Source organism: Aquabacter sp. L1I39 (assembly GCF_017742835.1).
Taxonomy (GTDB): domain Bacteria; phylum Pseudomonadota; class Alphaproteobacteria; order Rhizobiales; family Xanthobacteraceae; genus L1I39.
This window is the reverse complement of the sequence record NZ_CP072392.1, coordinates 2,737,409-2,750,857: the sequence shown is the minus strand read 5'-3', so window position 1 is coordinate 2,750,857 and position 13,449 is coordinate 2,737,409. Positions and strand designations below refer to the sequence as shown.

Here is a 13,449-nt window from a genome sequence, read left to right as displayed (position 1 = left end):
GTGCCCCGCCCGGGCCACCCGCCTCAAAAGCGGAAGGGCAGGCCTTTCGGCCATGCATCCTTCATGCAAGGGAAGAGGCGTTCGGTGCGGGCGACGATCACAAGATCGGGTCGGAAACGCATCACGTCCCTGAAATTGAAGTCGCACGAGCCGAACGTGGTGCTGCTGAAATGCATCCACGCAGCCTCCGACACCGGAGTGAAGGCGAAGAGCCGCGTCCACACCCCCACCGTGAAGGAATCGCCAAGCACGATCACGCGCGGCCCTTGGTCCGAATACTTGACCACATACGGATCGAAGGCACGGTGCTGATGATGGGCGGTGACACCCGGCATGGGCAACTGAGGCTGCTCGGGCTTCAAGTTCAGATGCTGGTTCTCGTCCGGCAGCGGTGGCGCCCGGCGTAGCAGGCGGCCCAGGTCTCCCAGCCCGTAGGGCTCCATGGGGCCAACCACCTCGTCCAGATTCACCTGCCAGTCGGGATGCCCCGCAGCCACCATGGTGGCGTTGAAGGCGACCACGGAACTCTTGTGGGTCCAATGGGTGTCGTTGGCGAGATAGCGGCGCGGGGCCGGCGTTTCCCGCAGCACCTTGCGCAGGTCCACGGCCGTGATGCCGTCTGCCTTCAGGGTGTCGAGCATCATGGAATATTCGGTGTAGGGCACCGGATACTTGTCCTGCCACTCGGGCAGCTCGGCCAGATCCACCGACTGTGCATTGGGCGGAATGGCGACAACGAGCTTCGCGCCCAACGGCTCCAGATGACGCTGGAGGACTGCCATCAGCGCCGTGAAGCGCTCCACGGCCCCCTTGCGGATGAGAATGCCTGCGGATTGCTCGGCACTCTGCTGGAGGGTGGTGAAGAGCTGGCCATTGCGGCCGAAATAGATTGGGCGGATGTCCTCGGACCCGAACGCCTCCCGCACTTCCCGCCGCGCCATGGGCAAGGTGGCGCGGAAGCCGAAATTGTCCTGGAAATAAAGGCCAAGGCGCTGAAGTTTGCCGTGCCACTGCTGGTACCAGGGGGCGTTCGGCGGCTTCACGCCGCCGCGCCAGATGCCCCGGCCGGCGGGATCGGGAATGAGGTTGCTGAGCAGCAGGGCCACCAGGACGCCGACCACCAGCAGGCCCATATAGCGGCGATGAGAAGCCAGGAGTGTCATGGCGTCAGAACCGGTAATAGAGGAAGGGTGCCGGCAGGCCGCCGCCGATCCACAGGACCGACAGCACCATCACCGCGAACACCATCGCGTAATCGGCCACCGCAGCGACCGGCTTCAGCCCGCCGGACAGCCGCAGGCGCGGCCATTTCCACAAGCCGATCAGGCCGCCGACCACGAGGGCCGCAATGGTGATGGGCTGGACCGAGAAATGCATGGACACCGTGATCCCGCCAAAGCCGTTCAGGCCCAGAAGGCCGCGGAACATGTCCATGGCGCCCTCGAAGGTCTCCGCGCGGAACCAGACCCAGCCGCTGAACACCACCAGCAACGTATAGACGTGCGCCACGGCACGCGGCGCGGCATCCAGCCAGCGCTTGAGGCCGGCCCGCTCGATCACCAGGAAGCTGCCGTGATGCACGCCCCAGATGATGAAGTTCCAGCTGGCCCCGTGCCACAGGCCGCACAGGACGAAGACGGTCCATAGATTGAGATAGGTGCGCGTGGGGCCGCGCCGATTGCCGCCCATGGTGATGTAGACATAATCGCGCAGCCAGGAGGACAGGCTCATATGCCACCGGCGCCAGAAGTCGGTGATGGAGAGCGCCGCATAGGGAATGCGGAAGTTGCGCGGCAAGGTGAAGCCCACCATGACGCCCAGACCCACCGCCATGGCGGAATAGCCGCCGAAGTCGAAGTAGATCTGCATGGCGTAGGAATAGACGGCGAGCCACGCCTCCGTGAAGGCCGGCGCGGTATTGCCGTCGAACACCACGTCAACGATGCGGGCCACCTCGTCGGCGATCAGCACCTTCCAGGCCAAGCCCAAAGCGAAGATCCGGGCGCCAGCGGAGAAGCGCCCCCAAGTGGTGCGCCGCTGGTTGAGCTGACGGGCGACGGTGGAATAGCGGACGATGGGGCCGGCCACCAATTGCGGGAACATGGTCATGTAAAGCGTGAACTGGGCAATATCCCGGTTCGCACGCACCCGCCCCTTATAGATGTCCGCAATGTAGGAAATCGCATGGAATGAATAGAAGGAAATTCCGAGCGGAAGGCCAATCTGCGGAATAGGAATATGCCACCCGAGGGGCGAGATCAGGGCATCGATGTTCTGGATAAAGAAGCCAGTATATTTGAATACGCCCAGCAGCAACACGTTGAAACTGACAGCAATGATCAGGATGCGCTTGCGCTGCAAGCCTTCGCGCCCGTCAATCAACAACGCCAAGCGATAATTGATGAAAATCGAAATGAGAAGAAGAATTAGGTGCGGCGTATAACCCACTGAATAGAAAATCAGCGAGAAAGTTACGAAAATTGCGTTTCGTAACTTCATCGACTTGACTGAATAGTACAAGATCAAGAAGAGCGGCAGAAAGTAGAATAGAAACTGTATGGATGCGAACGTCATGCCGCTGCGGAGACCTCGGAGACAGAAACACACCGGCAATGCCACTGTTTCGCCGTCGCGGCAAGAGCGGCGTGTGTTTGCCTTTATCACTTTTGATCATATGCTCGCGGCCGTCTGAGAGGGTCCCATGCGCATCGCCACCTGGAACGTCAATTCCGTCCGCCAGCGCCTCGACCATGCGGTTGCCTGGCTCAAGGAAGCCGAGCCCGACGTGGTGTGCCTCCAGGAGATCAAGTGCCAGACCGAAGCCTTCCCCGCCGATCCCTTCGAGGCGCTCGGCTATAATGTGGTTGTCCACGGGCAGAAGACCTTCAACGGGGTCGCCCTCCTGTCCAAGCTGCCGCTGGAGGACGTGACGCGCGGTCTGCCCGGCGATGACGGGGACGTACAGGCCCGGTTCATCGAGGCGGTGGTCTCCACCAAGGCGGGGGTGGTGCGCGTGTGCTGCATCTATCTGCCGAACGGCAACCCGCCGCAGACCGAGAAGTATGATTACAAGCTCGGCTTCATGTCCCGGCTCAAGGCCTTCGCGCGCAGCCGCCTCGCCTTGGAAGAGCCGCTGATTCTTGCCGGCGACTTCAATGTGATTCCAGAAGCGCGTGACGCGGCCGACCCGTCCGCCTGGACGGAAGACGCTCTCTATCTGCCGCGCACCCGGGCGGCCTTCCGCGACATCGTGAATCTGGGGCTGACGGATGCGCTGCGCGCCACCTCCGACGCCGAGCGCCTCTTCACCTTCTGGGACTATCAGGCGGGCGCCTGGCAGCGGGACTTCGGCATCCGCATCGACCACCTGCTCCTGTCCCCCCAGGCGGCCGATCGGCTGATCGCTGCCGGTATAGACAAGCATGTGCGCGCCTGGGAGCGCCCGTCCGACCACGTTCCCGCCTGGATCGACCTCAAGATCGCCGCGTGAGCTCCGCGCGGGCCGGCGCCCGCGAAGGGGCCGGCCACACCGCTCACAAGCTGAATTCGGGTCCCTCATAGCTGGTGGGCACCACGATCTTTCCGCTGGCAATGTCGGCCGTATAGGCCAGGATCACGCCCCGAACCGCCTCCGGCACATCGGGGGCCATGGCGAGGCGGACGGCGCTGCCATTGGCCACCCCCAGCCGCACATGCTGGCCCGGCACCAGCCGGCCGGAAAGCGCTGCGGTCACGCCATCGGACATGGCGACAGACACGTCCGCTATGGCGCTGGCAATGAAGACATCGGGCGCCACCGGCACCCAATCCCGCACATTGCCGATCTGCTTGATCTTTTTCTCCCGGCAGGCGGCGATGGCGCCGGTGCGGCCGGCATTGAGCATGGTGAAAATGATGTCGGCGCCCGCGTCCGCTTGCGCCACCGTCACCTTCGCCGCCAGCGCGGCGTCGTCCTGCTCGCCGCAGAACGTGGTGAGCAGCTTCACGCCGGGCTTGGCATGGGCCACACCTGCTGCATAAGCCGCCCTGCCCTTCAGGCCCGGCGGCACGCGAATGCCGGAAATGTGGCCGACCACGCCCGTCTTCGTCATCAGGGCCGCCGCCGCACCGGCGAGCCAGGCGGACTGCTCCTGAAGCACCTCGTAGCTCGTCAGATTGGGACCCTCGACACCGCCCTGGATCACCAGGAACTGGATCTGCGGCTGCTCGGCCGCCACGATCCTGGCCGCCTCGTTACATTGCCCGCCATGGGCGGCAATCACAGAGGGTCCTTGCGCCGCGATCTGGCGCAGGGCCGCCACCAGTTCGTCCTTCTGCGGGCGAACGCCATCGATGATGACGGTCTGCGCTTTCATCTCCCGCGTGGCGCTCTCAAAGCCCGCAAAGCCGGCCTGCATGAAGCCGCCATCGTCGCGGCGGCCAGGCAGCAGAAGGCCCGCTTTGGACGCGGCGTCCTGCGCCCGAGCGGCAGAAATGGGCAGAAGTCCGGCGGCGAGACAGGCGCCACTGGCAGCGAGAAAACGGCGGCGATTGGTCAGCATCATCAATACCCCTCCGGCACCTTCAGGCGCCATTTCCTTTGGGGCATTATGGGGGGCCTTCGCACCTGCACAAGAATGGAAAGATCGCACTGCACAGCAGAACGGCGAGGCGCAAGGACGCCGTCAGCGTTGGGCCGTCTTCAGCCACTGCTCCAGGTAGCGAAGCGCCTGGGCCCGCTCGTCCGGCGTGGCATCGGCAAAGGCGTCGTCATAAAGATCGACCACCCACTTGTCCTCGGGACCCGCAGCCGAATCGCGCGCCAGCGTCAGCCACATGAGGCCGCGGGCACCCTGACGGGGAATGCCGTTCTCGCCACGGAAGAGCATGTGGCCGAGCACCGCCTGGGCCTCATACTGCCCCTTCTGGGAAGCGAGGATGAGCCAGCGGGCGGCCTGCCGGGGGTCGCGATTGACCCCCGTCCCATCCAGATAGAGCTTGGCCAGGCGATACTGCGCCACGGGGTCGCCGAAATAGGAGGCGGCATAGGCATACATGTCGCGCGCGCGCGACGGATCCTTGCGCACCCCCGTATTGGGGATGCCCACCAGGTAATAGCCGCCCAGCGCAACGAAAGCGCTGGCCACGAACCGGGCCTGCGGCGTGCCAGGATAGTCATCGGCGTGAGAATTGGCGACACGGCTGAAATACTCAAAAGCCTTCAGATCGTCACGCTTGACGCCGTCCCCGTCCGCATACATGCGGCCAAGCTTCCACTGCGCGGCGGGGTGGCCCTGGTCGGCAGCATAGCGCAGAGCGTCGATGCCCTTGGCTGTCTGACCGAGGCGCAGCGCCTGGGTTCCCGTGCGGAACGCCTCGTCCACCGGTCGAACGGGAGGCGCCAGGGGCACATTGGCGGGCGGCGTCAGGGAGCGGCCCACCTCGTCGCTCGGCTGGGCACTGCCGTCGAAGGCATGCGCGGCGCCAGAGAGGCCTGCGCCGACGAGAAGCGCCGTTACCGCCAGTCGAGCCGCGACGCTGCCACCCGGCAAGCGCTCGCGAAGCCCGCGCAGCGTCAGGGAGGAACGGAACATCGGAATGCGGCGACTGGCGTTCATGATGATGGCAGGTTCCCACGCCCGCCGGGCAAGAACAGGGCCGAGCCGAGGCCGAGCCATGGAATCTCCGGGGCGATCCGTCGCCCGGATGTCCGGCTTTCCGCCCCTTATGGTCCCGCTCCACACCATCCAAAATACCTCTGGGCGCCACCGCCGCCGCCACAAGGGCGTTCGGTTCAGCACGCGTCCTTCGATTTCATTATGTTTTGAGGCGGGATCGTGGCGCTTCCTAGAGGGAGGGCCGCCTTCATTTCTGAAAGAGCCACAGTGTGTCTTCCCCGACACATTGATGTGCTACAGGATAGGCGGTGTTACTTCGTATCGCCCGCCAAAACATGGTAAATGCCTAGTAATGCATCAATCGTCGTCGTGACTTTCAGCGGCGGCGCCCTTCCTTCTGGGAAACCTGAATGTCCGACAAAGGTTCTGTCGCCGAGGTCTTTCGGGCCTTCCTTGCACTTGGCCTAACATCATTCGGTGGGCCGGTTGCCCATCTTGGATATTTCCGCGAGACTTTCGTCATTCGGCGCCGCTGGCTGTCAGATCCCGACTTTGCGGACTTGGTGGCGCTCTGCCAGTTCCTGCCCGGCCCCGCCTCCAGTCAGGTGGGGTTCGCGCTCGGCGTCATGCGTGCGGGAAGCCTTGCCGGCGGCATCGCAGCCTTCATTGCCTTCACCTTGCCCTCGGCCCTGGCGCTCTTGATATGTGGTTTCGGGATGGGCGCTCTCACCGACGATGCGCTGTCTGGCCTCATTCATGGCCTCAAGCTGGTGGCCGTCTCCGTGGTCGCCCAGGCGCTGTGGGGCATGGCGCGCACATTGGCGCCCGATGGACCGCGCGCCGGCATCGCGCTTGCCGGCCTTGCCGCGACGACCATCGGCGCGGGTGTCATGGGCCAGACGCTGTCCATCGCCGTCGGCGCGGCGGCAGGGCTTGTGCTCTGCCGGGGAGAAACGCCCCAACCGGTTGGCCACATTCACGTCCCCATTTCCCGCACCGTGGGCGCGAGCGCGCTGATCCTTGCCCTGGCGCTGCTGGTGGCCTTGCCCCTGCTGGCTCCCTTGGGCGGCCATGTGCTGGCCTTTTTCGAGGCCTTCTACCGCTCGGGCGCGCTGGTCTTTGGCGGCGGGCATGTGGTTCTGCCCCTTCTCCAGGCCGCCGTGGTCGAACCCGGCTGGGTGACGGCGCCGGACTTTCTGGCTGGCTACGGCCTCGCCCAGGCCGTGCCGGGCCCTCTCTTCACCTTCGCGGCCTATCTCGGCGCGGTCGCCCAACTGCCACCCAACGGCCTTGCCGGCGCGCTGATTGCCACCCTCGCCATTTTCCTGCCCGGCCTGCTCCTGGTCTATGGCGCGCTGCCCTTCTGGGATGCGCTGCGCAAGCGCCCCCTTGCCCAGGCGGCCATGCGCGGCGCGGGCGCGGCGGTGGTGGGGGTGCTGGCTGCCGCCTTCTATGATCCCGTCTGGACCTCCGCCATTGGCAATGGCCTCGACTTCCTTCTGGCAGCCGCCGGCTTCCTCCTCCTGACCATCTGGCGCGCGCCGCCCTGGAGCGTCGTGGCGCTGCTGGCGGCGGCCGGCGTCGCCTTGCACTGATCCCGCCGAAGAAGAAGGCCGCAGATCGCTCCGCGGCCTTCGTTCAATCTTCAGCCCAAATGGCTTGGCGACCCCGCTACACCGTCAACCGCTGGAAGACAATTGGGTGATGGCCGCCTGCACCTTGGCCTTGCGGGCGAGATATTCCTCGCGCTTCTCCCGCTCCGCTTCCACGACCTCTTCCGGCGCGCGGGCGACGAAGGAGGCGTTGGACAGCTTGCCATCGATGCGGGCCACTTCCTGGTCGAGCTTGCCTTCTTCCTTGCGCAGGCGAGCCAACTCGGCCGTGAGGTCGACGATGCCGGCCAGCGGTAGGGCAGCTACCTCTCCGCGCACCACCATCTGAACCGCCTCTGAGGGCATGGTCTCGGACACCGTCACCTCGGAAAGGCGCGCAAGGCGCCGCAGCGCATCTTCCCAGCCCTTGGCGCGGGCCTTCGTCTCGTCCGAGGCATTCACCAGCACGAGCGGGATCTGCGCGCCCGCCGGCACGTTCATCTCGGCGCGCACGGAGCGGATCTCGGTGACGAGATCCACCACCCAGCCCACCTCGGCCTCCGCATCCGGCGCCTCAAGGCCGGCCGTGTCCGGCCAGGATGCCAGGACAAGCAGCCCCTCGCGGGCCGGGCCATGTTCGCCCGTGCGCGCCCATAGCTCCTCGGTGAGGAAGGGCATGAAGGGGTGCAGCAGCTTCAGGGCGACATCGAGAACGAAGGCGGTGGCGGCGCGCACCTCGTCCTTGGCAGCCCCGTCGGGCCCGGAGAGGACCGGCTTTGCCAGTTCCAGGTGCCAGTCACAGAACACGTTCCACAGGAAGCGATAGACCGCGCCCGCCGCATCATTGAAGCGATAGGCCTCGATGGCAGCCGTCACCTCGCTGGTGGCCCGTGCCGCCTCGCCGATGATCCAGCGGGCGAGCGTGCCCTCCACAGCGGCCGGGTCGAAGCCCGCCACGCGCTCGCAGCCATTCATCTGGGCAAAGCGAACGGCGTTCCAGAGCTTGGTGGCGAAGTTCCGGTAGCCTTCCACCCGCGAGGTGGCGAGCTTGATGTCGCGCCCCTGGGCCGCCATGGCGGCCAGCGTGAAGCGCAGGGCGTCGGCGCCATACTGGTCGATGAGGTCCAGCGGGTTGATGACGTTGCCCTTTGACTTCGACATCTTGGCGCCCTTCTCGTCACGGACGAGGGCGTGGATGTAGACGTCGTGGAACGGCACGTCGGGCATGAAGTGGAGGCTGAACATCATCATCCGGGCAACCCAGAAGAAGATGATGTCGAAGCCCGTCACCAGCACCGACGTGGGATAGAACTTGGCCAGCTCCGGCGTCTCGTCCGGCCAGCCCATTGTGGAGAAGGGCCACAGTGCGGACGAGAACCAGGTGTCGAGCACGTCCTCGTCGCGGGTGAGGAATTCCGCGCGCTTGTCGGCATCGTCGATGAGGGCCTGGGCCTCGTCGGGGGTGAGGTTTTCCTTCGCCACATTATGGGCAATGGCGGCCTCGAAGGCCTGGTCCTCGTCCAGCTCCACGAAGACATTGCCGAAGGGGTCGTACCAGGCCGGGATCTGGTGGCCCCACCACAATTGCCGCGACACGCACCAGGGCTGGATGTTCTCCAGCCACTCGAAATAGGTCTTCTCCCAATTCTTGGGCACGAAATTGGTGCGCCCCTCCCGCACGGCGGCGAGCGCCGGCTGGGCCAGGGTCTTGGCGTCCACATACCACTGGTCGGTGAGCCAGGGCTCGATCACCACCCCCGACCGGTCGCCATGGGGCACCATGTGGGTGTGGGGCTCGATGGTCTCCAGCAGTTCCAGATTTGTGAGGAGCTCGATGATCTGCTTGCGCGCGGCAAAGCGATCCGTCCCGGCCAGCAGGCCGAGGACGCCGCCAAAGTCCGGATCGTCCACATAGGCGTCGCGCCGCGCGAGATAGTCCTCACGAATCCCGGTGGGATCGATGCGGGCCTCCGCGTCGAGGACGTTGATCATGGGCAAGCGATGACGGCGGCCCACCTCGAAATCGTTGAAGTCATGGGCGGGAGTGATCTTCACCGCGCCGGAGCCCTTCTCGGGATCGGAATATTCGTCCGCCACGATGGGAATGCGCCGGCCCACCAGCGGCAGCACCACATGCTTGCCCACCAGGTCCTTGTAGCGCTCATCCTCCGGGTGAACCGCCACCGCCGTATCACCCAGCATGGTCTCGGGACGGGTGGTGGCCACCACGATGAAGCGGCCCGGCTCGCCCTCCACCGGATAGCGCAGGTGCCAGAGGTTGCCCTTGATCTCGGTGGGCTGGACCTCCAGGTCGGAAATGGCGGTCAGCAGCTTGGGGTCCCAATTGACCAGCCGCTTGTCCTTATAGATGAGCCCCGCCCGGTGCAGTTCCACGAACACCTTGAGGACGGCGCGGGAGAGCCCCTCGTCCATGGTGAAGCGCTCGCGCGACCAGTCACAGGAGGCGCCGAGGCGCTTCAGCTGGTTGACGATGGTGCCGCCCGATTCTTCCTTCCAGGCCCACACCCGCTCAACGAAGGCGGCGCGGCCCATCTCGCGCCGGCCCGGCTCCTTGCGCTCCATGAGCTGGCGTTCCACCACCATCTGGGTGGCGATGCCGGCATGGTCCATGCCCGGCTGCCAGAGCACATCCTTGCCCCGCATGCGCTCAAACCGCGCCAGCACGTCCTGGAGCGTGTTGTTCAGCGCGTGGCCCATATGCAGCGAGCCGGTGACGTTGGGCGGCGGGATGACGATGGAAAAACCGGGCGCGTCCTTGCGCTCGGGGCGGGAGCAGCGAAATGCCCCGGCCTCTTCCCAGGCCGTGGAGATGCGCGCCTCGACGGCGGCGGGATCGAAGACCTTGTCCAGCATGCGTGTGCTCCCCGGAGGGCTGCGCGCGGCCCTTCAGAATTGTGTCAGGGGCGCGTTAAAGCCGGACGGCGGCTCCGTCGTCAACGGGCCGCCGTCAATGAGGCAGGAAATGAAGGACGGAGAGATCAGCGCGCGTTGCGCGAAATCCGCTCGATCTCCTGGCGCACGAGGCGCTCGACCAAGTGCGGCAGGTTCTCGTCCAGCCAGGATTTGAGCATGGGCCGCAGGATCTCCTTCACGAGATCCTCAACCGTGCGTTCATGGGTGGGCAGGACGAGATCGCCCAGCGACTCGAAGGCCGCGGTCACGGCGGCATCCACCGAGGGAGAGACCAGGTCCTTGCGCCGGCCGCTGTCCGCGAACGGCCGAGAGGAGACGGGGTCCGCCTCGGCCGAGCGTGCGGTCGAGGGCCGTGTGGTGGACGCGTCTCGACCTTCGGCCCGGCGCGGCGCAGGTTGCGGCTGAGCGGAGGGAGAATAGGAGAAATCGGACATGTCTGGTGCCTCGCTCTGCGCCGGAGGGGCGGTCACAACGGCTTCCGCCGTAGGCTGGGTAAAGGAAACATCATCTCCAGCCACCGGGGCACCGGGGGCCGCCGCGTCCACGTCGTGCAGAGCGGTGGCCGGGTCCAAACCTGTTGCGCGCGGGCGCACCGGAACAGATGCAGCCGCCTTCCTGGCAATGGAATGGTCGTCGGAAATGATCCGGCGGATAGAGGCCAGGATCTCGTCCATGGACGGCTCTTGAGGCTTCGCGCTTGCGGACATGTCCCAACCCCGACCAGCGGTATCTCGGCCGGCGCGCCTCGCGACGCTGAACCGTTGGACACCAAATACTTAATCTTCCTTAACTATGGCATTGACCGGTTGGCGCGGAAACCCCTCGGGGGTCGCGATTCACAGACATGCTGAACAGGAAGCAGTTGAGGCACAGTCGTACCGCCACATGAGGCAAAGGTTTCAGGCGCGTTTCACTTCCCGCGCCCGAACCATTCTCCAACCGATGCGCCTATGACCCTAACGTCCAGGGGCACTCATCGCATAGCGGTGGAAGGCGCATGACGTCCGGCGTCATGCGCCTGGCAAATCACTTGCCGTCGGGGGTCCGCAAGCCGAACCAGCTGTCACGAACCTGATCGTAATGGACCTTGGGATTGTAGACCGGAACCTTGAGCGCAAGGTTCACCGCGTCCAGCTTGCCGATCACCGAAATCAGCGAATAGGCGGCGACCACCCGGTCGCGCTGCGCCTGCACGAGGGCGGACTTGGAATTGGTCAGATCGGTCTGCGCGTTCAGCACGTCGGTGGTGGTGCGCTGTCCCACCCGCCATTCCTCGCGCACGCCTTCAAGGGCCAGCGTATTGGCTGCCACCTGGGCCTGCGCCGCCTCGATCTGGGACTTGGCCGCCACCAGCGCACCCCAATACTGCACAGCATTGGTGCGCACAGCGTCCCGGTTCACATCCACCTCGATGCGCGCCTGACTCAGATATTCCTTCGCCTGACGCACGGCGGAATATTCCGCGCCGCCCTGATAGAAGGGAACGGTCAGGTTGAGCATCACGCCGGCGCCGGTCGCGCTGTCCACCGACTCGCTCTGGTCGTAGCTCTGGCTCAAGCTGCCCTGCACGCTCAGCACCGGCGAAAGGTTCGCCTCGGACATCCGCACCTGGAAATTGGCTGCATCCACCGCATATTGGGACGCAAGAACCGCAGGATGCTCCTTCGTGGCCACGGCCATCACGCCCTCGACGCTCGGCGGAATCTTCCGCTCGATGGCCGGCCCCGGAGAGGTCAGCTTGCCCGGCTCCACGCCGATCACCTGACGATACTGTGCCTTGTAGGAACTGAGATTGGACACCGCCTGGGCGACCGAATATTGCGCCTGGGCCACACGGGCCTCGGCCTGCGCCACGTCGGTGCGGGTGACCTCGCCGACGTTGAAGCGATCGCGGGTCGCCCGCAACTCCTGCTGCAACGCCGCCAAGTTCTGCTGTTGCAACTCGAGGAGCGCGATGCCCTGAATCACGTTCATATAGGCCGTGACCGCGTTGAGCATCACCGTCTGCTCGGTGTTGCGCAAGGTTTCGCGAGAGCCCTTCACCTGAGACTCGGCCCTGCGAGTGGTATTGGCGGTCAACAGGCCGTTGAAGATGGTCTGCGTGATGGTAAGGCTGTACTGGCGCGGCGTAAGCGTCCCGTCCTGCGACACACCCGAGGCAGTGCTGCGCGCATATTGCGTTCCGACGCTGACATTGCCCGACACATTGGGCCGATAGCCGGACAGGGCCTGCGGCACGTTCTCATCCACGGCGCGGGTTCCCGCGCGCTGTGAATTCAGGCTGGGATTGTTGATGTATGCCGCAGCAAGCGCCGCATCCAAGGATTGCGCAGACACATTGGAACTGAAGGCAGCAACCGTCACGGCGGTGACTGAGGCCAGCAGATAAATGCGTCGGCTCACTCGTGCCGCAAGCGACATATAAATCTCCCCGAGGGACGCAGACGTACTTTCCGACCCTCTCGCGAGGGAAGCGCACCGAACGAACATAGACAGGTGCCTCTGCTGAGGAAACCGACCGGTTCGATCCGAATGCGCTTTTCCACCAAGCGCGGCAGATGCGCCACAGGTGGACGGGGGGGCGACTTAAAACGTGAAGCGCGCGGGAGCGGCAAAACCCGGCAGGAGCGGGATGGCGGCGTTGAACACCACGCGCTCGCTAAGGCTCTCGCCCACCTTGGTGAACACAGCCGCGCGGCCGGCGCCGCCATGACCCACAACACCCACGAGGCGGCCGCCGTCCTTGAGCTGCGCCACCAGTGCGGGGGGAACAACCTCCATGGAGCCGTTCAGGAAAATGAGATCGTAAGGAGCTTCTGCGGCCCAGCCGGCATTCATCGGCCCCATCACCGCGGCCACATTGGCAAGGCCGAGGTCGGTGAGGGTGGCATTGGCGGCGGCCACGAAATCGGCATCGTCATCAAGCGCGACCACCTGCCCGCTCAGGCTGGCAAGCACAGCGGAGGAATAGCCGGTGGTGCATCCCACATCGAGCACCAGCTCGTCGGGCTGCACATCGGCCAATTGGACCAGCTTGGCGAGCACCATGGGCTCGACCAGAAAGCGCGGCGGCGTGCCATCCTTGCCGCTGCGCACCTGCAGGTCGTCATCGATATAGGCCAGGGACTTCAGGTGTCCCGGGACGAATCGCTCCCGGGGAATCGTCATCATCGCCTCGACGATCCGAAGGTCCGTCACGTCGTTGGTGCGGACCTGTCCGTCGACCATTCCCCGACGCAGTTCGGCAAAATCGATCATCTCAGCCCTCCGACCGTCACCCTGACGGCATACATCGTCCTGATGAGCCACACCGCATCGTGTTTTGC

Annotated in this window: 10 protein-coding genes; 2 read left to right on the top strand and 8 right to left on the bottom strand. The window is 65.0% G+C overall.

Annotation, left to right across the window (positions count from 1 at the left end; all coding sequences use genetic code 11):
• Positions 1 to 23: 23 nt before the first annotated feature.
• Both J5J86_RS12175 and J5J86_RS12170 read right to left on the bottom strand, forming a co-directional pair.
• Positions 24 to 1,163 (bottom strand): alginate O-acetyltransferase AlgX-related protein, encoded by a 1,140-nt coding sequence (locus tag J5J86_RS12175; RefSeq protein ID WP_209098266.1) that lies wholly within the window; start codon positions 1,161 to 1,163, stop codon positions 24 to 26.
• A 4-nt stretch (positions 1,164 to 1,167) separates the two neighbouring features.
• Positions 1,168 to 2,391 (bottom strand): MBOAT family O-acyltransferase, encoded by a 1,224-nt coding sequence (locus tag J5J86_RS12170; protein WP_342449038.1) that lies wholly within the window; start codon positions 2,389 to 2,391, stop codon positions 1,168 to 1,170.
• Between the two features lie 310 nt (positions 2,392 to 2,701).
• On the opposite strand from J5J86_RS12170, the gene xth reads away from it, so the two are divergent.
• On the top strand, positions 2,702 to 3,490 hold the full coding sequence (xth, locus tag J5J86_RS12165) for an exodeoxyribonuclease III (RefSeq protein WP_209098264.1): 789 nt from the start codon (positions 2,702 to 2,704) through the stop codon (positions 3,488 to 3,490).
• Positions 3,491 to 3,533: 43 nt separating this feature from the next.
• On the opposite strand, the gene J5J86_RS12160 is transcribed toward xth, so the two are convergent.
• Together J5J86_RS12160 and J5J86_RS12155 are read right to left on the bottom strand one after the other, a co-directional pair.
• Entirely contained in the window at positions 3,534 to 4,544 is a 1,011-nt protein-coding gene (locus J5J86_RS12160; RefSeq protein ID WP_209098262.1) for a BMP family protein, read from the bottom strand.
• A gap of 120 nt (positions 4,545 to 4,664) precedes the next feature.
• Positions 4,665 to 5,657 carry a tetratricopeptide repeat protein gene (locus J5J86_RS12155; RefSeq protein ID WP_247657563.1) on the bottom strand — a complete coding sequence of 331 codons (993 nt, stop codon included), beginning with the start codon at positions 5,655 to 5,657 and terminating at the stop codon, positions 4,665 to 4,667.
• Positions 5,658 to 6,007: 350 nt separating this feature from the next.
• Here J5J86_RS12155 and chrA point away from each other — a divergent pair, with 350 nt between their 5' ends.
• Positions 6,008 to 7,192: a chromate efflux transporter gene (chrA, locus tag J5J86_RS12150; protein WP_209098260.1), complete on the top strand. Its 1,185-nt coding sequence runs from the start codon at positions 6,008 to 6,010 to the stop codon at positions 7,190 to 7,192.
• An 84-nt stretch (positions 7,193 to 7,276) separates the two neighbouring features.
• On the opposite strand, the gene J5J86_RS12145 is transcribed toward chrA, so the two are convergent.
• The 4 genes from J5J86_RS12145 to J5J86_RS12130 all read right to left on the bottom strand — a co-directional run bounded on the left by J5J86_RS12145 (position 7,277) and on the right by J5J86_RS12130 (position 13,381).
• Positions 7,277 to 10,063 carry a valine--tRNA ligase gene (locus tag J5J86_RS12145; protein ID WP_209098258.1) on the bottom strand — a complete coding sequence of 929 codons (2,787 nt, stop codon included), beginning with the start codon at positions 10,061 to 10,063 and terminating at the stop codon, positions 7,277 to 7,279.
• Positions 10,064 to 10,188: 125 nt separating this feature from the next.
• Positions 10,189 to 10,797 carry a PopZ family protein gene (locus J5J86_RS12140; RefSeq protein WP_209098250.1) on the bottom strand — a complete coding sequence of 203 codons (609 nt, stop codon included), beginning with the start codon at positions 10,795 to 10,797 and terminating at the stop codon, positions 10,189 to 10,191.
• 352 nt (positions 10,798 to 11,149) lie between these two features.
• Complete coding sequence (locus J5J86_RS12135) at positions 11,150 to 12,544, bottom strand: TolC family outer membrane protein (RefSeq protein WP_209098248.1); 1,395 nt, start codon at positions 12,542 to 12,544, stop codon at positions 11,150 to 11,152.
• 165 nt (positions 12,545 to 12,709) lie between these two features.
• Positions 12,710 to 13,381 (bottom strand): protein-L-isoaspartate O-methyltransferase family protein, encoded by a 672-nt coding sequence (locus J5J86_RS12130; RefSeq protein ID WP_209098246.1) that lies wholly within the window; start codon positions 13,379 to 13,381, stop codon positions 12,710 to 12,712.
• Positions 13,382 to 13,449: the final 68 nt, after the last annotated feature.

Coding starts and splice junctions, on each gene's coding strand:
- J5J86_RS12175 (WP_209098266.1), bottom strand. CDS start 1,163: ATGACACTCCTGGCTTCTCATCGCCGCTATATGGGCCTGCTGGTGGTC.
- xth (WP_209098264.1), top strand. CDS start 2,702: ATGCGCATCGCCACCTGGAACGTCAATTCCGTCCGCCAGCGCCTCGAC.
- J5J86_RS12160 (WP_209098262.1), bottom strand. CDS start 4,544: ATGATGCTGACCAATCGCCGCCGTTTTCTCGCTGCCAGTGGCGCCTGT.
- J5J86_RS12155 (WP_247657563.1), bottom strand. CDS start 5,657: ATGGCTCGGCCTCGGCTCGGCCCTGTTCTTGCCCGGCGGGCGTGGGAA.
- chrA (WP_209098260.1), top strand. CDS start 6,008: ATGTCCGACAAAGGTTCTGTCGCCGAGGTCTTTCGGGCCTTCCTTGCA.
- J5J86_RS12145 (WP_209098258.1), bottom strand. CDS start 10,063: ATGCTGGACAAGGTCTTCGATCCCGCCGCCGTCGAGGCGCGCATCTCC.
- J5J86_RS12140 (WP_209098250.1), bottom strand. CDS start 10,797: ATGGACGAGATCCTGGCCTCTATCCGCCGGATCATTTCCGACGACCAT.
- J5J86_RS12135 (WP_209098248.1), bottom strand. CDS start 12,544: ATGTCGCTTGCGGCACGAGTGAGCCGACGCATTTATCTGCTGGCCTCA.
- J5J86_RS12130 (WP_209098246.1), bottom strand. CDS start 13,381: ATGATCGATTTTGCCGAACTGCGTCGGGGAATGGTCGACGGACAGGTC.